The organism is Paenibacillus gorillae (genome assembly GCF_000513275.1).
Classification (GTDB): domain Bacteria; phylum Bacillota; class Bacilli; order Paenibacillales; family Paenibacillaceae; genus Pristimantibacillus; species Pristimantibacillus gorillae.
The window spans coordinates 1-20,705 of record NZ_CBVJ010000035.1; the positions used below are offsets into that span (position 1 = coordinate 1).

19 protein-coding genes and 1 pseudogene are annotated in these 20,705 nt (G+C 49.3%); 3 read left to right on the top strand and 17 right to left on the bottom strand.

Annotated elements, in window-relative coordinates; all coding sequences use genetic code 11:
- Nucleotides 1-145: 145 nt before the first annotated feature.
- The 3 genes from TY10_RS30315 to metH form a co-directional block, all read right to left on the bottom strand.
- Nucleotides 146-304, bottom strand: coding sequence for a hypothetical protein (locus TY10_RS30315; RefSeq protein ID WP_155985746.1), 159 nt, complete (start codon nt 302-304; stop codon nt 146-148).
- A gap of 266 nt (nt 305-570) precedes the next feature.
- Nucleotides 571-1,497, bottom strand: coding sequence for a ribonuclease Z (rnz, locus tag TY10_RS06735; RefSeq protein WP_042161882.1), 927 nt, complete (start codon nt 1,495-1,497; stop codon nt 571-573).
- A gap of 49 nt (nt 1,498-1,546) precedes the next feature.
- Nucleotides 1,547-4,966, bottom strand: coding sequence for a methionine synthase (gene metH / locus TY10_RS06740; protein ID WP_420329384.1), 3,420 nt, complete (start codon nt 4,964-4,966; stop codon nt 1,547-1,549).
- Between the two features lie 174 nt (nt 4,967-5,140).
- On the opposite strand from metH, the gene TY10_RS06745 reads away from it, so the two are divergent.
- Nucleotides 5,141-5,686 (top strand): 1,2-dihydroxy-3-keto-5-methylthiopentene dioxygenase, encoded by a 546-nt coding sequence (locus tag TY10_RS06745; RefSeq protein WP_042161886.1) that lies wholly within the window; start codon nt 5,141-5,143, stop codon nt 5,684-5,686.
- Nucleotides 5,687-5,751: 65 nt separating this feature from the next.
- Here the strand turns inward: TY10_RS06745 and TY10_RS06750 are convergent, their stop codons facing one another.
- From TY10_RS06750 to TY10_RS06765, 4 genes are all read right to left on the bottom strand, one after another.
- Complete coding sequence (locus TY10_RS06750) at nt 5,752-6,540, bottom strand: HAD family hydrolase (RefSeq protein ID WP_042161888.1); 789 nt, start codon at nt 6,538-6,540, stop codon at nt 5,752-5,754.
- A 27-nt stretch (nt 6,541-6,567) separates the two neighbouring features.
- Nucleotides 6,568-7,074: a hypothetical protein gene (locus TY10_RS06755; protein WP_042161890.1), complete on the bottom strand. Its 507-nt coding sequence runs from the start codon at nt 7,072-7,074 to the stop codon at nt 6,568-6,570.
- A 123-nt stretch (nt 7,075-7,197) separates the two neighbouring features.
- Nucleotides 7,198-7,383: a DUF896 domain-containing protein gene (locus TY10_RS06760; RefSeq protein WP_042161892.1), complete on the bottom strand. Its 186-nt coding sequence runs from the start codon at nt 7,381-7,383 to the stop codon at nt 7,198-7,200.
- 160 nt (nt 7,384-7,543) lie between these two features.
- Nucleotides 7,544-7,921 (bottom strand): LysM peptidoglycan-binding domain-containing protein, encoded by a 378-nt coding sequence (locus TY10_RS06765; RefSeq protein ID WP_162160584.1) that lies wholly within the window; start codon nt 7,919-7,921, stop codon nt 7,544-7,546.
- 160 nt (nt 7,922-8,081) lie between these two features.
- Here TY10_RS06765 and lexA point away from each other — a divergent pair, with 160 nt between their 5' ends.
- Complete coding sequence (gene lexA, locus TY10_RS06770) at nt 8,082-8,702, top strand: transcriptional repressor LexA (protein WP_042161895.1); 621 nt, start codon at nt 8,082-8,084, stop codon at nt 8,700-8,702.
- A gap of 79 nt (nt 8,703-8,781) precedes the next feature.
- On the opposite strand, the gene TY10_RS06775 is transcribed toward lexA, so the two are convergent.
- Complete coding sequence (locus tag TY10_RS06775) at nt 8,782-9,147, bottom strand: YhjD family protein (protein ID WP_042161898.1); 366 nt, start codon at nt 9,145-9,147, stop codon at nt 8,782-8,784.
- Nucleotides 9,129-9,350: a WYL domain-containing protein gene (locus TY10_RS06780; RefSeq protein ID WP_042161900.1), complete on the bottom strand. Its 222-nt coding sequence runs from the start codon at nt 9,348-9,350 to the stop codon at nt 9,129-9,131. Before TY10_RS06780 ends, TY10_RS06775 begins: the two co-directional genes overlap by 19 nt.
- Nucleotides 9,351-9,908: 558 nt before the next feature.
- Here TY10_RS06780 and TY10_RS06785 point away from each other — a divergent pair.
- Complete coding sequence (locus TY10_RS06785) at nt 9,909-10,532, top strand: hypothetical protein (protein ID WP_238327487.1); 624 nt, start codon at nt 9,909-9,911, stop codon at nt 10,530-10,532.
- A 306-nt stretch (nt 10,533-10,838) separates the two neighbouring features.
- Here TY10_RS06785 and glnA read toward each other — a convergent pair whose 3' ends face one another.
- The 8 genes and pseudogenes from glnA to TY10_RS06825 all read right to left on the bottom strand — a co-directional run bounded on the left by glnA (nt 10,839) and on the right by TY10_RS06825 (nt 20,618).
- Entirely contained in the window at nt 10,839-12,167 is a 1,329-nt protein-coding gene (gene glnA / locus TY10_RS06790) for a type I glutamate--ammonia ligase (protein WP_042161903.1), read from the bottom strand.
- Nucleotides 12,168-12,216: 49 nt separating this feature from the next.
- On the bottom strand, nt 12,217-12,627 hold the full coding sequence (locus TY10_RS06795) for a MerR family transcriptional regulator (RefSeq protein ID WP_042161905.1): 411 nt from the start codon (nt 12,625-12,627) through the stop codon (nt 12,217-12,219).
- Nucleotides 12,628-12,689: 62 nt separating this feature from the next.
- Nucleotides 12,690-14,007, bottom strand: a pseudogene (locus TY10_RS06800) (methionine gamma-lyase family protein).
- A 72-nt stretch (nt 14,008-14,079) separates the two neighbouring features.
- Complete coding sequence (gene hflX / locus TY10_RS06805) at nt 14,080-15,375, bottom strand: GTPase HflX (protein ID WP_042161907.1); 1,296 nt, start codon at nt 15,373-15,375, stop codon at nt 14,080-14,082.
- A gap of 21 nt (nt 15,376-15,396) precedes the next feature.
- The gene (locus TY10_RS06810; RefSeq protein ID WP_042161910.1) at nt 15,397-16,392 is read right to left on the bottom strand and encodes an AAA family ATPase; all 996 of its coding nucleotides are present in this window, start codon (nt 16,390-16,392) and stop codon (nt 15,397-15,399) included.
- Nucleotides 16,393-16,642: 250 nt separating this feature from the next.
- Nucleotides 16,643-17,200 carry a ribonuclease FAU-1 family protein gene (locus TY10_RS06815; protein WP_042161911.1) on the bottom strand — a complete coding sequence of 186 codons (558 nt, stop codon included), beginning with the start codon at nt 17,198-17,200 and terminating at the stop codon, nt 16,643-16,645.
- A 180-nt stretch (nt 17,201-17,380) separates the two neighbouring features.
- Nucleotides 17,381-18,019 (bottom strand): peptidylprolyl isomerase, encoded by a 639-nt coding sequence (locus tag TY10_RS06820; RefSeq protein WP_042161913.1) that lies wholly within the window; start codon nt 18,017-18,019, stop codon nt 17,381-17,383.
- Nucleotides 18,020-18,077: 58 nt separating this feature from the next.
- A complete protein-coding gene (locus TY10_RS06825) occupies nt 18,078-20,618 on the bottom strand; it encodes a penicillin-binding protein 1A (RefSeq protein WP_042161915.1) in 2,541 nt (846 codons plus the stop codon).
- Between the last annotated feature and the right edge of the window lie 87 nt (nt 20,619-20,705).

A 20,705-nucleotide genomic window follows, 5' to 3' on the forward strand; every position in this document is an offset into this window, starting at 1 on the left:
GGGCCTCCGCATTAATGTATTCGTACAAAATCTTCTTCTTCAATGGCAACAATGCTATTCCAATTTCGAGAAGCCAGCAGCCGCGTCTGGCCTTTGTCACCAGCCCTTACAACCTACTATATTTCGGTTAAGCGGTAGCCGTTCTTTATAGCATTGGATGCAGATCGGCCGGAAACGGCGTAACCCGAGCCTCCTTAGGTGGCACTGTACGCCAATGCGTTATATTTTCCATAGTATCCGGTTCCAGCTTTATATAGTGCAGCCATTCCTCCCATCCGGAGGTTTTTCCCGTCCAGCGATTCATGACTGTCACACTCCCATTTCATCTGAATTGCATACGAATCTATTCTATTTGTCATTGCACAGAATACACGTTCGCCCGGCAATTGCTAATTAATAATTCTGGCTTGTATAACTTTCCATACGCAGCAAAAAAGCGCATCCCTTTGCAGGAATACGCCTTTCACTTTACCGGCTAGCTGGCCTTAGCAGATGTGCAGTAATACGACGCACACAATAGGAGCTGCAATATCAAATTGCATTTTGCTGCATTCGGCTACTGCTGCTGGCCTATTGCCGGCAAGCAATGCTCGTATGATACAGATCGAAAGCTGCTATAGACTCCGGAAAAATCGCCTGCGCTTCCTGTTCAAGAGCCGGTATCTGATCCGATGTAAACCGCGTGCTGAAATGAGTCATCACAAGCTGTCTGGCCCCCGCGGCCCGTGCCGCTTCGGCAGCTTCTACCGTCGTGGAATGCCCGTACAGATGGGCCTTCTCCTGTTGACCGTCTGCGAAGGTCGCTTCGTGTACGAGCAGATCCGCATCCCTGCCCAAGATTACCGTATTTTCGCAAGGTTTTGTATCCCCTAGTATCGTAACGATCCGGCCTTTAATTGGCGTGCCGGCAACATCTGCAGCGTGGACAACGGTACCGTCAGGCAAGCTAACATCCTGTCCCTTTTTCAGAAAGCCGTACAACGGCCCTTCCGGCACCCCAAGCTTCTTGAGCTTCTCAACCTGCAGCTTACCTGGCCGATCGCGTTCCGTAATCCGGTAGCCGAAGCAAGGCAATCGGTGCTCCAGCGCTCTCGCCTCCACGACAAATCGCTCATCCTCGAAAATAATGCCCTCTTCGATTTCCGTATACGCAATCTCATAGTCCAGCCGCGTACCGCTGAGTCGTAACGACGTATCCACAAGCTCCTTAATACCCGGGGGCCCGAAAACCTTCATCGGACCGTTCCCCCCGACATAAGAACGCGTGCTGAGCAGCCCTGGAATACCAAAGGTATGGTCGCCGTGCAGATGCGTGACGAACAATGCTTCCAGTTTATTCAGCTTTAAAGGCGTGCGCATGAATTGATGCTGCGTTGCTTCCCCTGCATCGAACAACCATAGCGCGCAGTCAGGCTCCGGAAGCCGCAGCGCGATCGAAGTAACGTTCCGCTCCTTCATCGGCCTGCCGGCTCCAGTACCCAGAAACCATATATCCATCTCGTTTACCCCTCACTATGGCTCGAGTCGCAGGTTATTTCGTTGGCTTTTATCTTTCAACCTTTTCTACATTGAAGTATTGCGCCTCCGGATGGGCAAATACCATGGCGGATACCGATGCCTCCGGCTCCATCATGAATCCTTCCGTAAGCTCAACGCCGATATCCTCTGGCTTCATTAAGTCGAACAAAGGCTCTTGATCCTCCAAGTTCGGGCAAGCCGGATAGCCGAACGATACGCGAATGCCTTGATAGCGGGCGCCATGGCGCTGCTTCATAGTCATTGTTGGCGGATCGGGGTAACCCCATACATCGCGCATCATATGATGGACACGCTCTGCCATGCCTTCTGCCACTTCAAGCGCCACCGATTGCAAGGCATGCGAGCGGAGATAGTCGCCCTTTTCCTTCCACTCTTGTGCTAGCTCGCGGATACCATAGCCTGCAGTAACAACAAGGAATCCGACATAATCCATTACGCCGCTCTCAACCGACTTCAAATAGTCTGAAAGACAGAGGAACGGATCAACTTGCTGGCGCGGGAATGTAAAACGCTTAATCTCCTTCGTGTGATCCTGCGGATCGTAAATGATAATATCATTGCCGGAAGACTGTGCCGGGAAAAACCGGTACATGCCATGGGCCTGAATAATGCCATCAACCGTTCCTTCATGCAGAATAGCGTCCACCGTTTCCTTCAGCTGCACCGCTTTCTCGTTGCCTTCCTTCAGCAGGTTCTCAACGTTTCCTTTGAGTCCCAAATGATGGCCAAGCAGCATCTGCATGTTGACGTAAGGAATGATATGCGGAATCGGAACGTTGCGCAAGACATGGCGATCCAGGTCAGGCGGAATGTAGACTGGCGCATCTGTAGAAATTTTAGACCGTACAGCTCTGGACAACTCCGGCAGCTTCTTCTTCTCTTCTACCGCTTCCCCGCCGGAAGCTTTGTATTCCGCCATTTCCTCTTCCATACGCGTACGATGATCTTTGTCCATCAGCTTGTTGGCGATATCGAGCCCGTCCATCGCGTCTTTGGCATAGAGAACGAGACCTTCGTATTCCGGGCCGATTCTCGTCTTCGTAAACTTCCGGGTCAATGCAGCTCCGCCTACAAGAATAGGCGCGTCGATGCCGGCATCGCGCATATCCTGCGCTGTAATCACCATTTGCTGTGCGGATTTAACCAGCAAGCCCGACAAGCCGATCACATCAGCTTTCTCGTTGCGGTACGCTTCGATCAGCTTTTCCGGCGGTACTTTAATGCCGAGATTAATAATTTTGTAGCCATTGTTGGACAAAATGATCTCGACGAGATTTTTGCCGATATCATGTACGTCACCTTTAACGGTAGCGAGAATAACTTTGCCTTTAACCGCAGTCTCGTCCTTCTCCATGAAGTTTTCGAGATAAGCTACCGAAGCTTTCATCACCTCGGCACTTTGCAATACTTCCGCTACGATCAGCTCGTTGTTGTTGAACAACCGGCCGACCTCTTCCATTCCGCGCATGAGCGGACCATTAATGACTTCCATCGCCGAATATTTCTGAAGCGCCAGCTCCAGATCGGAAAGCAGTCCCTCTTTCGTTCCTTCAATGACATAAGAGCCAAGCCGTTCCTCAAGTGTCAAATTGGAGATTTTCTCTTTCTTGACAACCTTCTTCTCCCGGAAAGCAGCAACAAAAGCGGCTAATGTCTCGTCATTCGTATTGTAGATCAGCTCTTCAGCCAGCTTGCGTTCTTCCTCCGGAATGGAGGCATACCGCTCCAGCTTCTCCGTATTGACGATTGCGTAGTCCAATCCAGCCTTCGTACAATGGTACAAATAGACGGAGTTGAGCACTTCACGGCCAGCATCCGGCAAACCGAATGAAATGTTACTCAAGCCGAGAATCGTCTTCGCACGCGGAAACTTTTCTTTAATCATCCGGATGCCTTCAATCGTCTCTACGGCCGAACCGATGTATTGCGGGTCGCCAGAGCCAACGGGGAACATATTCGGGTCAAAAATAATATCATCGGGATTCATCCCGTATTTATCAACTAGCAAGTTATATGAACGCTCTGCCACTTCCATCTTCGCCTCACGCGATACGGCCTGACCGCGTTCATCAATCAGAATCATAACGACAGCCGCTCCGTATTGATGGATCAACGGCAATATTTTCTCAAATTTGGACTCGCCATCCTCAAGGTTAATGGAGTTAATAATCGCTTTGCCTTGCGAATACTTAAGACCCAGCTCAATAATATGATCGTAAGTGGAGTCCAGCATCAACGGCACTTTGATTTTCTTAACTACCTCAGGAATGAAATGATGAACCGCATAGGCTTCATCAATATCGGTATCTTGAAGGTTAATGTCGACGACATGCGCGCCGCCCTTCACTTGCGCTCTGGCGACTTCCGACGCTTCATCGAACTTGCCTTCCTTGATGAGACGTTTGAATTTACGCGAGCCCGATATGTTCGTCCGTTCGCCGATCATGATTGGACGGTTCTCCGGTTCAATATAGACGGTGTCGATACCAGATACGGCAGGTGCATGAACACCATACTGGGTCCGCGGCTTGTATTTCGCCATCGTCTCGGCCATGACGCGAATATGCTCAGGCGTCGTGCCACAGCAGCCGCCCGCAATATTCAACCAGCCCTGCTCGGCAAAGGCCGACATTTTCACTGCCAGTGATTCAGGAGATTCATGATAATGACCGTTCTCATCCGGCAAGCCGGCGTTCGGATAGCAGCTGATCGCTGTATCCGCAATCTCGCTCAAGGAACGAATGTGGTCACGCATAAACTCTGGTCCAGTCGCACAGTTTAACCCCATGGAGACCGGCTTCAAATGCTCTAGTGAAATATAGAAAGACTCAATGCTTTGTCCTGCCAGCGTTGTTCCCATCGGCTCAATCGTACCCGAGATCATGAGCGGCAGCTCTTTACCTGTCTTCTCGTAAGCGTTGCGTATGCCGATGCTTCCCGCTTTAACATTCAGAGTATCCTGCGACGTTTCTAACAGAATCAGGTCAACGCCTGCTTCAATGAGCGCAACCGTCTGCTCGTAGTAGCTATCCACAAGCTCGTCGAACGTGACGCCGCCCGTTACTGACAAGGTTTTGGTAGTTGGCCCAAGCGCCCCGGCTACATAACGAGGACGTTCTGGGGTCGAAAATTTATCAACAGCATTGCGGGCCAGCGTTGCGGCGGCAATGTTGATTTCAACTGCTTTTTCTGGAATATCGTATTCGGCCAGAACGACGCTGGTCGCTCCGAACGTATTCGTCTCAATAATATCCGCGCCTGCTTCCAAATACTCTTCATGAATGCGCTGTATAACATCAGGACGAGTCAGAACGAGCATTTCATTACAGCCGTCCAGCTCCTCGCCGCCAAAATCTTCAGCTTGCAAATCCGCTTGTTGAATCATCGTTCCCATCGCACCATCGAGGATGAGGATACGCTGCTGCATTAGTTCCTGAATCGTAGGACTCGACAATTTTCTGCACCCTTCTTTCCGAAAAATCATTAACAATTAGTGTAACAGAATCACTGCATTGTGAAAAGGTAATCCATCGACAATACGCGATTTTTAAGCTATAATCCATAATATCAGTAAATTTCAATTGGAAAAGAGGGAATGAGCATGGCTGAAATTCGCATCCGCAACACGGACGAACGCATCACAGGCGAACAGAATGTTCGTCAATTTTTAGAAAATCAAGAGGTACTCTACGAGCATTGGAATGCAGATAAGCTTCCAGCGAACTTAAAAGATAAATTCATTCTCTCCGACGAAGAAAAAGCCGGAATTCTGTCCACTTTCGATGAAGAGATTCGTGATCTTGCTTCCCGCCGCGGATATAAAACTTGGGATTTGATCGCATTGTCTGATGCGACTCCAAATCTGGATGAGCTGCTTAAAAAATTCGAGTCTGTTCATACCCATACCGAAGATGAAGTTCGTGCAATTACTGCAGGCAAAGGAATCTTCGTCATTAAAGGCTCCGAAGACGTAGGCTATTTCGACGTTGAACTCGAAGCCGGCGATGTGATCTCCGTTCCTGAGACGATCCCTCACTTCTTCACTCTGATGGAAAACCGTCAAATCGTCGCTGTACGCCTCTTCATCGAGACAGAAGGCTGGATCGCTCACCCGTTCGAAGATCCTGCATTCAGCAAATCTCAATAATAGACTCTTTCAAGACAAAGCCCCCGCTCCATTTTAAATGGTACGGGGGCTTTGTTTACGTTCTGCTATTGCTCAAGCAGCGTCAGCAGCTGTTCCAGATGCGAGATTTCATGAGCCGGAACAATTTCGTCATTGCGAACCGCACCATGGCGGTTAATCCAAACGGAAGTCATTCCCACCGTATTGGCACCTAAAATATCGGTAGTCAATTTATCGCCCACCATGATGCCATGCTCTGTTTCAATGCCCAGACGCTCAAGTGCGTGGTGGAAAATCGAAGTAGCTGGTTTGCCCTCGCCAAACTCGCCGGAAATAATAATATGGTCGAAATACGGAACGAGCTCCGGTACACCTGCAAGCTTTTCTCTTTGCAAGTCCGGCGAACCATTGGTAAGAAGCAGCAGCTTATATTTGCCTTTCAACGCATCTAATACGCGGAATGTTTCCTCATAGACGATCGGACGCTTGCGCCGCTCTGCCGGGAATTGCTCAGCCAGCTTTGCACCTAGCTCAGCATCGTCGACGCCTAGCGATTTCAAACCGCGTGTCCAAGCCTCTCTGCGGTAACTAGGAGCGAGCTGCTCCAGCTTGCGGAACTCCTCCTGCTCACCCTCGCGGAAATTCGCCCAAAGTCCTTCGAACGGATTAATCCCGATCATTTTCGTAAACGGGAATGTCTCATACGATTCGTACAATGCACGTGCCTCGCGACGGACAGCCTCCTCCAGCTCTCCAGCATCTACACCTGCTGCATCGGCTCCTGCTTGGCAGGTCGTCTCAAATGCTTCCTTTACGCTGCGGTCATCCCATAACAGGGTATCATCCAGATCGAATAAAACTGCTTGTTTAGCCATCGTTCTCTATACTCTCCCACTCATCATCTATTTTTGTTGAAACGGCAAATTATGTACTTTGGCAAACTCCTGAAGCCGCTCACCCATTTCATCTGTCGGATAACGGTTCATAACGCGGGAGAATACCCAATTCCCACCTTTATGCTGCTCAATTACTACATAACCGCGTTGTACGCTGATGCCTTTGATTGCAGCTGGATTAATACGCTTGTCCCCTGTCAGCTTACGGGTCTGCACATAATCCTTGCCTACAGTGAGGTAAGGCTTGCGGAAGAAGAACACCAGCGCCAGCAGTACATAACAGCCTACTGTCACATAAAACATCGTTCCTGGTTTGAAGGCAGGGTCGGAACTTACAAGAACAACATACATGCCGATGAACAAAATCAACAGAATCGGCGCAATAAAGCTTCTTCCTGTGTAGCGGTCCTTCTTCTCAGAACCCAGCACGATGCCCGATGAACCCTGCTTTTTACGGGTTTTGTTGATTTGACTCATATTTTTGCGCACTTTGCGCTCCCACGATCGTGACACTCCGTGTTCCTCCTATTAAATATGTAGTGTGTATATGCAGCGCAGCCGGTGGCGGAAATGACCATTGCTCCTGCGGAGCACAGGCCGATCCCCTCCAAAATCCGGCATAACCTTCGTATTGGATTATTGCTTATTCGCATCCGGTTCATCTACAATTTCAATGTTATCCAGCTGCTGCCGGAAATTGTTACGGAAGTTCTCTAAATACTTCTTACGAAGATCGTCGCGCTCGGCGAGCTCTTCCTTCGTTAATCCAACGGTTTTATGTTTACGCGAAAGTTCGTTGATTCGATCGATTAATTGACCCATTATATGCTCACCTCACTTGCTGTCTAATTAAACACTCTTACCTATTTTGACTTTTCACGCCTTCAATTGTCAAGGCAAGGACAGGAAGAAGCAAAAAAGGACAGTCGAAAGCCGTATCGGCCCCGCCCTGTCCTATCAGTTCTAACGAATAATTTCTATATTAAAGCTTGGGAACAATTAGCTTCTGTCCCGGAGTAATCGTTACAGTGGCAAGCTGGTTGCGTTGCTTGATCTTATAGACATTAAATCGGATATCGTCATCTTCTTGCGTAAACCGCTGAGCGATGCCCCAAATCGTATCGCCTGAAGAAACTACAATTAATTGTTCATTCGCTCCAGGTATAGCAGGTTCAGTTGAAGCATTCGTTTGCAGCAATAGGAAGCTTGTAAGCAATAGCGCCATTAATGCTGCACATACGACCCATTTGAGTAAATGACGACGGACCGACTGCTTTACAGCCTCTAACATATTGCGGCTAGTCGTTGTGTCCTTATGTATGGTCTTGTAGAAAGAAGGATTCGAAATATTCATCATCATGATTATCAGCACCCCAAACATTTGTTCTGTTCTCAGATTACACGAACAAATGTTTGCAGTCAACAGAAAAATGCGAACTTCTGTTTTTAGGAACTTATGTTTGTACGAACTCCGGTTCTGTGCTATAATTTTCTACAAATCTATTTTTTGGAGTGATCTCATGTCGAAGATTTCCAACCGTCAACAGTCGATCCTTGAATTTATAAAGAATGAGGTCCGGGAGAAAGGCTATCCGCCTTCTGTCCGTGAAATCGGCGAAGCGGTCGGTCTAGCATCCAGCTCCACAGTTCATGGCCACCTGGATCGCCTCGAGAAGAAGGGTCTTATCCGCCGCGACCCTACGAAACCGCGCGCGATTGAAATTTTAGATCAAGAAGATGTAGACGGTATCATTCGCCCTAGCGTAGCTCAAGTCCCGGTCGTCGGGAAGGTTACGGCTGGCGTGCCAATTACCGCAACGGAAAATATTGAAGAATACTTCCCCATCTCGACACAGTTCGTCGGTGATGACGACGTCTTCATCCTCAACGTAATCGGCGAAAGCATGATCGAAGCTGGTATACATAACGGTGACTACGTCATCGTCCGCCAGCAGCCGTCGGCTAACAACGGCGATATTGTCGTTGCCATGACAGAAGAAGACGAAGCGACGGTCAAACGCTTCTACCGCGAGAAGGATCATATCCGCTTGCAGCCGGAGAACTCGTCGATGGAGCCGATTCGCCTTCGCAGTGTCACCATTCTCGGCAAAGTAATCGGACTTTTCCGCGATATTCACTAAGTTCGCCAAAAAGACTGTCCCCGCTTGTAGATGCTATACCGCATCAGCTTGTGAGGACAGTCTTTTTCAATACAGATAACTAACGGAACAGACTACCGATATATCGCTGCAGCTTATTTGCCATTTCTTTTTTGACAACATGGCGAAGCAGCGCATACTCCGATTTATATCCCCGCAAAATAACTTCGTACAATATTCCATCGTCATTTCGCTTTACCTCGGCAATACTAACCTTCAGTTTCCGTACTTGCGCACGTACGCTGCGAATATCCTCTTCAATAATACGAAGTACCATTTCGCTGCTCTTCACATAAAGCATTTTCATGGAATATCCGGACTCCATCATCGCTTTAGAGTTATTCATAACCGCATCCCTGACAAACGGCAAGATGCAATAATCCTGAATAAGACGATATTCATCTTCATTTATGCTTTGCGCTCCCATAATAAGCCACCTCCCCCGCCTCTTCCAGCCAGCTCAACATCCACAATGCCATCCAAATTAAAGATTCGAATGGCTTGCGCCGACAAGCAGTAGCCTTTCATTCGGCCGTTCTTCACGGATATGACCTGAACGTTGCGTATGCTTACATTGCGCTTTCGATCCAAATAAATAAGCTGTACAACTTTACCGATATATCTCTCCATTTCATCGCCTCACACAGAACGTTTGTTCCTATTATACACCAAACATACGTTCTTGATGCAAGATAAAAAAAGTTCCAGCATTTACTGCTGGATCTGCTCAGTTTAGACTAGGCTGTATGGATTAAAATGCAAATCTGCAGGTTGTACACCGCAATTCGGACGATTTTTCGCTTCAAAATGCAAATGCGCAGTTTGATCAGCTCAAAAAGCCGCTTCTGAGTGAAAAAGAGAGATTTCAACTGTACTTTTGCATTTTGATCGCGATTTTAGCCCTTTTCAGGCTCATTCACATGCACATTTGCATTTTGATTTTTCCTCAACCACAACCATGGGAAGGATAGCTGTAAAGTTGATACTAGGCGTATATATTGGAGTATGCCAACATCTGCTACCTAATTTCAGCAAGCATCGTTTAATAGAATACAGAGAATTATCAGCGGTTAACAGCATACGTAATTTAGTTTTCCATTATCGGACATTATTCGATAATTTTCAGAAAATAATAGGAAACATGTGGATTATATAGTAGAATACTAGGGACACAAATTTTAGGAGGAAATGATGAAGAAACTTGCAATCGCATTATTCGCTGCCGCCATTATTCTTACAGGATGCTCAAGCTCAAGTGACGGGAAAAACACATCCGAGCCTGTAAAACAAACGAATAATGCAGAGAAGACCGACAAAGAGAAGGGAGTCGAGGTTGATAAAAACCTCACAAATGTAAAAATTACGCTGCCTGCCTCCATGTTTAAAGATGCTGACTTAGACCAAGTGATCGCCGAAGCGAAGAAAGATGGCGTCAAGGAAGCGACAAAAAATGAGGATGGCTCTATTACCTATACGATGTCCAAATCTCACCATAAAAAAATGCTCAAAGAGATGGAAGACGGCATAGCGGACTCCATTAAGACACTGAAAGAAGAAGGTACATTCGCCTCCATCAAAGATGTAACCTATAACAAATCGATGGATGAGTATGAGATGATTGTCGATAAAGCTGCTTATGAAGGCAGTATGGACGGTTTTGCCGCCCTCGGATTTGGAATACAAGGCATGTACTATCAGATTTTCCAAGGCGTAGACTCCGACAAAACAAAAGTCACTATCAAAGTAAAAGACGAGAAATCCGGAGAAGTTTTTGATACCATCGTGTACCCTGATACTCTGGAACAAGAATAGAAATAAAAAGCCTCAATGAACCTTTCCAGTATCGCAGACAATAAATGAAATCATTAAAATGATAAAGCGGCAGACCTAAAACTAGGTCTGCCGCTTTTCAATGATTAAACTATATGGCCCCGCCCTTCGGCTCCTCCCCGATCATACGCGTTTTGTATTGACATTATAAATACAAAGTCATAACAAGAGTAAGATACTATCCCCTTCTTTGCGTCATTGTAACATGCACAATTCCAAGAATCGTGCAGGAGAATGCAGCTAAAAGAAAAAATCCCCCAGAGCTCCAGCTCCGGGGGATTTCCTGTATTAGTAGAGCGTCAAGTACTGATCGCGCTCCCATTGGTGAACTTGGGTCTTGTACATATCCCATTCGATTTCTTTCAGCTCGTAGAAGTGAGCCAGCGCGTGGTCGCCCAGCGCGTCGCAGATTACTTCGCTGCGAAGCAGCTCGTCGAGTGCTTCGCGAAGATCAGCCGGCAAGCTAGGAACACCGGATTCGATGCGCTCTTCTTCCGACATGATGTAGATGTTGCGGTCGATTGGAGCCGGCAGCTGCGTTTTGTTCTGAATGCCGTCCAGACCGGCTTTCAACATAACAGCCAGTGCCAGGTAAGGGTTGGCCGCCGGGTCCGGATTACGAACTTCAACACGCGTGCTGAGGCCGCGGGAAGCCGGAATACGAATCATCGGGGAACGGTTGCTTGCGGACCAAGCTACATAGCAAGGCGCTTCGTAGCCAGGCACCAGACGCTTGTAGGAGTTGATCGTCGGGTTCGTGATTGCCGCCATTGCACGGGCATGCTGCAAAATTCCCGCCATATAATAACGAGCTGTAGCGCTAAGACCAAGTCTGTCGCTCTCGTCATAGAATACGTTCGTGTTGCCTTGGAACAACGATTGGTGACAGTGCATACCGGAACCATTAACGCCAAACAGCGGCTTCGGCATGAACGTTGCATGCAGGCCATGTTGTCTTGCAATCGTTTTGACAACAAGTTTGAACGTTTGGATCTGATCGGCTGCTTTAATCGCATCCGCATATTTAAAGTCGATCTCGTGCTGGCCTGGCGCCACTTCGTGGTGGGAAGCTTCGATTTCAAAACCCATTTCCTCCAACGTCAGTACGATTTCACGGCGGCAGTTCTCACCAAGATCCATCGGCGCAAGGTCGAAGTAGCCGCCTTGGTCGTTAAGCTCTGTTGTCGGCTCGCCGCGCTCGTCGGTTTTGAACAGGAAAAATTCCGGCTCAGGACCAACATTCATCGCTGTATAGCCCATTTCCTCAGCTTCCTTCAGGGAGCGCTTCAGAATACCGCGCGGATCACCTGCGAACGGCGTACCGTCCGGCATGTAAATATCGCAGATAAGACGGGCTACGCGGTCTTGCGAAACCCATGGAAATACAACCCAAGTATCGAGATCCGGGTATAAGTACATGTCAGATTCTTCGATCCGAACGTAACCTTCAATGGAAGATCCATCGAACATCATTTTGTTGTCCAGCGCCTTGTCCAATTGGCTGACAGGAATTTCTACGTTTTTGATCGTTCCGAGCAAATCGGTAAATTGCAACCGGATAAAACGAACGTTTTGTTCTTCCGTAATGCGTTTGATATCAGCTTTCGTGTAGCTCACAAAATCATCTCCTTAAATCGCTTTAATCATTCCCTGAGCTTCTTCTCTTCTAGCGTTTATGCAGAAAACGCGACAGCTGGCCTTGAATCAGCGAGGCTTGCCCCGGACGCTTCTCCAGCAGCTGCTGCTTCAGCAGGCGGTGAAGCTGCGCTTCCGACAGCTCTTTCCGTTTCGTCTCCGACTGCTCGCTGACGAGCGTCGCATCATCGGATTCTTTCGAAACCGGATTCATCACTTGCTTAATTCCGGCAATATTAACGCCTTTCTCAATTAACGCCTTTATTTCAAGAAGTCTTTCCACGTCGTTAAATGAGAATAGACGTTGATTGCCTGCCGTTCTGGCGGGCACGATCAATTCATGCTGCTCATAATAACGGATTTGGCGGGCCGTAAGATCCGTCAGCTTCATTACGATGCCGATTGGGAACAAGGCCATATTTCTACGTATATCATCACCCATGTCGCATCAACCTTCCAGTATCTCTTTTATACGTATATTCTAACATCCCTTCCAAATACGTGTCAAGATATGTGAGGTTTAATTACAATTAATTCACTCGAAATTAACCGTTTTAATGCAGTCAAAACGCCATATTTCGCATGTGCATAAGTGAGCCCGCCTTGCATATAGGCGATATACGGCTCGCGAATCGGGGCGTCCGCAGAAAGCTCTAGACTGCCGCCTTGAATGAAGGTTCCTGCTGCCATAATGACGGGATGCTCATAGCCTGGCATGTCCCATGGTTCGGGCGTCACATGAGAATCGACCGCTGCCGCTTGCTGAATGCCCTGCACGAAGGCGATCAGATGCTCAGCGCCACCGAAGCGAACCGCTTGAATCAAGTCAGTCCTTGGCGCATTCCAGCGAGGCTGTGTCTCAAAACCAAGCTGCTCGAACAAGGCCGCGGCAAATACGCTTCCTTTCACAGCTTGTCCGACGAGATGCGGCGCAAGGAACAGCCCTTGATAGATGGCGCGCAGCGTATCCAGCATCGCGCCTACTTCCCCGCCAATGCCAGGAGCGGTTAAACGGTACGAAGCAGCCTCTACAGCGGCAGCTGTCCCGGTAATATAGCCCCCTGTGGCTGCCAAGCCGCCTCCCGGGGTTTTTAATCAGTGAACCAGCCATCAGATCAACGCCAACCTGCGTCGGCTCCGTCAGCTCAGTAAATTCGCCATAGCAATTATCGACGAAGACGAGAACGTCGGATTTGATTTTCTTCACCCGCCGAACCATCTCGCCAATTTCCGCAACAGTGAAAGAAGAGCGCCAGCTATATCCGCGGGAACGCTGGATGCCAATCACCTTCGTGTTCCCGTTAATTGCTTTTTCTATACGCTCCCAATCCAGCGCTCCGCCCTCCAGCAAAGGCACCTCATTGTAGCCGATTCCCCAATCCTGCAGCGAGCCTGTCCCATCGCCGGGTTTGCCAATGACCTTATGCAAAGTATCGTATGGTGAACCTGTTATGTACAGCAGCTCGTCTCCCGGTCTCAACAAACCGAACAAAGCAACGCCAATCGTGTGCGTACCGGACACAAAATGCGGACGCACCAAAGCGGCCTCTGCACCGAATACATCGGCATACACGAGATCGAGCACTTCCCGCCCGCGATCGTTGTAGCCGTAACCGGTGGAGCCCGTAAAATGAAAATCGCTCACCTTATGGCGCTGAAACGCTTGAATCACTTTCCATTGATTGCGCTCCGCAATGCGATCAACAGCCTTTAGCTGCTCATGAGCAAGCTCCTCTGCCCCTTCTGCAAGCTGCTCTAATTGCTGCCATACGGCATCTCCCTTAAGTTCTATTCCTTCAGTGGACTGATGCTGCTCTTTCATACTCGCTTACTCTCTCCCTTATGTCTGCTAATCAATATATCGGCGTTTAGAGTTCTAATCATCACATACAAATTAAACTTGAATAAATGGCCGCAGTCGGTATCCATTCATCTCATATTGCTGGCGGCTCACGAGCACCTTCAACCGCAGGCTGCCGTTATCGTCATCAACCTCTTGTCCAACGACTTCTCCGCTGCGATACGCCAAAGCGATCAGATCGCCCCGGTTGGCAGGCAGCACAAACGTAATCGTATCTCCCGTCAGCTTGTCTTGAATATGCTGGCGCAGCGTCTCCTGATCTCCAGGATCATACGCGTTAATCAAGATGGAATCACCGCTCGTGCCGCGCAGCATCTGCCGCATATCGCCTTCGTACAGATCCTTTTTGTTGAACAGCGTTATCGTCGGCTTGCCCGATGCGCCAAGCTCCTCAAGAATACGGTCTACAACCGCCATTTGCTCCTCGCGCATCGGCGAGCTGCTGTCAACGACATGCAGAACAAGATCGGCCTCGTTGACCTCCTCCAGCGTCGCCCGGAAAGCGGCGATCAAGTCATGGGGGAGATTTTGAATAAAGCCAACCGTATCGGTTAAAATGACTTCTCTGCCGTTAGGCAGCTCCAGTATGCGTGAAGTAGGGTCCAGTGTGGCAAAAAGCTGATTCTCAACATAGACATCCGCATTCGTCAGCTCGCGCAGCAATGTAGACTTGCCGGCATTCGTATAACCAACAAGCGCAACTTGAATCGCACCGGATTTTTTCCGTCTTTGCCGGTACAGCTTGCGATGACGCACCACTTCTTCAAGCTGCGCCTTCAGATCGGAAATCCGCCCCCGAATATGTCTGCGGTCCGTCTCCAGCTTGGATTCGCCCGGTCCCCGGGTACCGATACCGCCTCCCAGCCTGGACAGATTCTTGCCATGGCCCGAAAGCCGCGGCAGCAGGTAGCTGAGTTGAGCCAGCTCGACTTGAATAATGCCTTCGCGGGTTTTCGCCCGTTGAGCGAAAATATCCAGTATTAACTGCGTGCGGTCCACGATCTTCAGATCGAGCGATTCCTCCAGGTTTCTCACCTGCGCACCGGACAAATCCTGGTCGAATATAGCCGTAGTCGCTCCAAGCTCCTCTGCGATTGCCCGAAGCTCCTCTACCTTACCCTTGCCGATAAACCATTTCGTATCGCGCGCTTCTTTGTTTTGCACCATAGTGGTCAATACTTCAACGCCAGCCGTCTCCGCCAGCTGAATCAGCTCTTGAAGAGAGTGCTCGGGATCACCCGTTCCCCTCTTTATCTCAGGTGTAACTAAGCTGACCAGAACGGCCTTTTCCTGCAGGTCCGTTCCGGTATCATACGATTTCTCTCGCATCGATGGCTCCTTTGCAGCGCATTATTTCGAAGCTGGCTCCCACCGCAGATCCTCCGGCTTAATTGCCATCAGCTCCTGCTTCGGCGGAACGCCGCTAGCGTATTGATTCAACAGCCTGACCGCATGATGGCGGATCGACTTCTCGATAATGTTGCGCACGTATCTCGCGTTGCTGAACGAGAACAGGTCATTCAATTTTTCTTGAATTAAATGCTGCCTTAATTTAAATATGGACTGCGGCATCAAATAATAATCCCGATCCTTCGTCATCAGCTCGGAAATTTGAATTAATTGATCGACCGTATAGTCGGGAAAATCGATTTGGATCGGAAATCGCGAAGGCAGGCCGGGATTCGTCTGGAGAAAAAGATCAATTTCCGCCGGATAACCGGCTAATATAAGAACGAACTGATTGCGATGATCTTCCATCGCTTTTACTAGTGTATCAATCGCCTCTTTGCCGAAATCCTTTTCTCCGCCGCGTGCCAGGCTGTATGCCTCGTCAACGAATAGAACACCGCCGATCGCTTTGCGCACAAGATCCCTCGTTTTCTGCGCTGTGTGACCGATGTATTCGCCAACGAGGTCGGCTCGCTCCACTTCGATTAAATGCCCCTTGGATAGGACGCCCATCTTCTGAAACAGCTTGGCGACAATTCTGGCGATCGTCGTCTTCCCTGTCCCGGGGTTCCCTTTAAAAATCATATGATAGACTTGCGAGCCCCCAACCAGCCCTGCCTCGGAACGCATGCGGCTAATATAGAGCAGCGCATAAATTTCAAATACGAGCGATTTCACATTATCCATGCCGACCATCGGTTCAAGCTCTTTCTGAATATCGGCAAAATGGTCAGTGGCCGGCAGCGGCTTTACCGCTGGCAGCGCTTCGCTCTCCGGCGCTTGCGCTGGCGCGGCTGCCGCCATTTGGTAAGGCTCCTGGCTTCTAAGCACAACGTTAATTTGACGGGACGGTCTTGATCCGTTACTATTCGATCCCGAAATGACATGTCCGCTCATCTGTTGCATCCCCCATCCTTTACACCTTCGCTGTGCCGGTCTTCGCCGTGAACACTCTTGATGAGATGTCCGGCAAAATCCCGCATTACAAGTGTATTCTATTGGAATGAGCCATATTAACAGATTTGTCAGGCGAAATTCGAGATCGGTCTATGTATGCCTTCGGATTAAAAAAGAAACAGGAGCAGCCGCCAACGAACCGGAAATCGCATTCGTTATGTGCGTTTGCTGCTCCTCTCATTACGTTCCATCATGATTCGCTTAGTTCTCCGGTTCGCTCCGACAAGCTCTTGCGATGTTTCAGGCTCATTGTAAAATAGCGGAACCTTCCGTTGCGAATGCTAGAAAGCAGCCTTCCGGCTGTCTTCCGTGCTAACGCGGCTTCCTTGCCCGTTACATCGCCCTGTCTTAAAGCATCTTCCAGCTCGTCTTCGTCAAGCAGGAACACTTCTCCAGACGGTAAAACCACAACATCCAAATACAGATCGTCAAACCAAGGAACCTGTTGATCAGTCAACCCTTGTGTCTTACAAATATCGATATACCATTGTACGACCCGACCTTTATCATCGAACATCGTCGTCACGACAAAATGCTCGCCCCGGGGGAAATGCTGCATCCACAAATAGCCGCGGTCCGCCAGGCATAGCCTGCGCCCATTATACTCTTTCCAAAGCGGGTCCCGAAGCTCATGGATCCGGTAGAAGGTCACCAGTCCTTTGAACTCCTCATTGTCGAGCGCCAAGCACGAATAGCTCTTCCGCAAGATGCGGCGCCAATTCGCACGGTCCGAAAATTTTCGTTTCATACGGAACGTACCTTTCCGTTGAGATAAGCCACAAACGGATGGCTTTCAATGTTGATGGATAGCGTTGTAAAAAGCTTACCATAACTTAACGCTCTTCTCCAGCGGCCTTGCAAAATAAACCAAGCCTGCCTGTTCCAGATACAACACCGCCGCCCTATGAAAGGGCGGCGGCGTGTATAACTATGATTGTACGATGACGACTTTTTCGATAATGACCGGTTCGATCGGCTTCGTTTCCTTAACCGGAGTTTTTGCAATGGCGAGTACCGTATCCATGCCCTCCGTCACTTTGCCGAAAATCGTATAATTGGGCATCTGATTCAGATTCTCCGAATCTTTGCCCGTGCTGATGAAGAATTGGCTTCCTCCGGAATTTGGCTTGCCGGTATTGGCCATCGCCACGATTCCAGGCTCATACTTCAGTTCCGTATCCAGCTCGTCCGGTATGGAATATCCCGGTGTGCCTGTACCGTTCCCTTTCGGGTCCCCGCCTTGGATCATGAACGTCTCCATGATGCGGTGAAATGTCAATCCGTCATAAAACCCCTGCTTAGCCAGAAACACGAAGTTGTTCACCGTAATCGGTGAATCCTCAGCGTACAGCTTGACCGTGAAATCCCCCATGCTCGTCGTAAACTTTGCCGTATACGACTTGTCCAGATCGATGGTCATCTCAGGCATCTTGTCCCAATGCATCGTCTTCTCGTGCTGCTCCGCGGGAGGTTTGCCTCCCGCGCTTGCGCTGCAGCCGGTAAATAAAGCGGCTGCGGTTAGCAGCATAATGATGGTGCTCCAGCCGCTTACATTCTTTTTGCCCATCCTTTGCATCCAGCTCCTTACTTGCATCTTGCCGCCTGCTGATTCGGCTGATTAATCCTTAAACGCCATTGTTTTGCCCGGCATTGCCGTGATTGCCCGCGTTGCCATTATTTCCGCCATTCCCGTTATTTCCGTGGTTGCCGTTATCCGTTGGCGTACCGCCGGTTGGATTGCTGGCGTCATCCGGCGGAACCGGAGTCTCGTTACCGCCGCCTTCAACTGGAGGCGGCGTAGGATCAACCGGAATGCCAGGGTCAGGAGTCACTTCTCCCCCGTCGCCAGGCAAGCCTGGGATATCCGTTCCGCCGCTTGGATCATCCGGCTCCATCGGAACTTCAGGAATGTCAATCTGGGTCTCTGGCACTTGAACCGTAATCGTATCTGAAGGTTTGCTCTTCAGATCATTCTCGGCATCATAGGCTACGACATAATATTGATACGTCATGCCCGCGAATATGCTCATATCATCAACACCAGTTGAAGAAAGCGAATCTACATACAGTTTGTATTCGGATTCCGCAGACTCTTTGCGGTACACCTCATAGGTAATATTTTTCGCACCAGCAGAAGGCTCCCATGACAGCTGTACCTTATTATGCTCCGCATCATAAATGGCATTGAAATTCGTAACAGCTCCCAGCGATTTGACCTCATCCGGAATACCGTTTGGCTTATTAAAGCTTGACTTCGGTACACCCTTCATCGCCTTGGACATGACTTTCGAGAACATCGCTGCAGATTGCGAGCTGCTTTTCTTGAGCACATGTTCTTTATCTGTCTTATCGTAGCCCATCCATACGGCCGCTGTCCACTCCGGCGTGTAACCGACGAACCAAGCATCGCGGTTGCCGCTGGAATTAAAGCCCGGTATGCCGTGCTGTGTCGTACCTGTTTTACCTGCTACGGGACGGTCAATGCGGGCTCCTGTACCAGTACCGCCCTTCTCAAGCACCGTTTGCAGCATTTGCGTCATATACCACGCGGTCTCCGGCTTCATCAATTGCTTCGAATTTGGGGCATGATAGGTAAACAAACTTTTGCCTTTCGAGTTTGTGATGCTCGTAATCGCATGCGTATCAACAGATTTGCCGCCGTTTGCGAATACACTGTACGCCTCTGCCATTTGCAATGGTGTCACGCCGTGTGTTAGACCGCCAAGGGCAATCGTCAAGTTGCGGTCCTGCGTATTGTCCAGATCAAAGCCCAGTTTTTTCGCAAAATCCAGTCCGCTCTTCACTCCAACCTGATTCAGCGTCCAGACTGCAGGCAGGTTGCGGGATTGCTTGATTGCTTCCGTCATCGAAATTGGGGTTGCCCCTCTGGAATCCTTCGGACAATAGTTGCCAAAGCACTTTTTATCATTGTCCAAGATCGTGAACGGCTTAAAATTGCCGGTCTCCAGCGCCGGCCCGTACGAGGTTATCGGCTTGAAGGCAGAACCCGGTTGGCGCGGCACAACGACGCGATTCAAGCCCTTTCTTACATAATCCCGGCCTCCGGCCATCGCTTGAATCGAGCCGTCACGATGGTCCATAATGATCATCGCGCCTTGCACCTTCTGATCGTCCACGCTTTTTTCAAAGTTCGAGTCATTATCGAATTCATCTTCGACGACCTTCTGCGCTTTCGTGTTCAGCGTTGTATAGATACGGTAGCCGCCAGTGCGCAGCTCCTGCTCCGTCACTCCACCCGGCATAACCTTGATCGCTTCTTCAATTGCATAATCGATATAAGCTTTGTATGGATCGGTCTGCTTGTCGTCCAGCTTCTTCGGAGCAACATACTTGACTGCAACCGCTTCGTCCATCTGCGGCTTCGTAATATAGCCCTGATCGAACATCAGCTTGAGCACTACAGCCCGGCGTGCTTCCGACTGCTCCGGATTATCAATCGGGTTATAGCGGTTTGGCCCCTTCGGCATACCCGCCAGCGTCGCCATTTGCCAAAGCTCCAAATCCTTCGGATCTTTATCGAAGTAGTAATTCGCGGCATTTTTAATGCCGTATACCCGCTTCCCGAAAAAGATGCCGTTCAGGTACATCGTTAAAATTTCCTGCTTCGTTTTCTTGTTCTCCAGTGCTACGGCAATCGAAGCCTCCGTCGCTTTCCGGAACAACGTTTTGTCCGCTGTCAAAAACATGTTTTTAGCGAGCTGCTGCGTAATCGTACTGCCGCCCTCTACCGCGCTCCGCGCGATTACGTCCTTCACCAGCGCACGTCCGATTGCCCAGAAGTCAATACCCTTATGCTCATAGAAACGCTGGTCTTCTGTGGCTACGACGGCGTCCATCATCAATTTCGGAATTTGATCGAATTCCACAATTTCGCGATTTTCATTGGCGTTGTACAGCTTGCTTACTTCATTCCCGTCAACATCGTATATGATGGATGCTTCGCCAAGCACGAGCATATCCGCTTTTTCCGTAAGTATGCGCTCGCCGTTCAATACAATAAAGAGATAACCGATAATGCCGCACACGATCGCAATGACCGCCGTAAAGAATAAGCCGAAAAACCATTTACGCGGCGTCATCCGTTTCCGGGTCTTGCCCTTTGTTTTGTTCGAGGACTGCTTTCCCCGAGGTCGTTGTTCCACCATGTTGAATGTTTCCCCTCCTAATCGCTGCTTTAATATCTCTATTTATACCCCGGAAAAGCAAGAACAACCCGCATGGAGCGGGTTGTT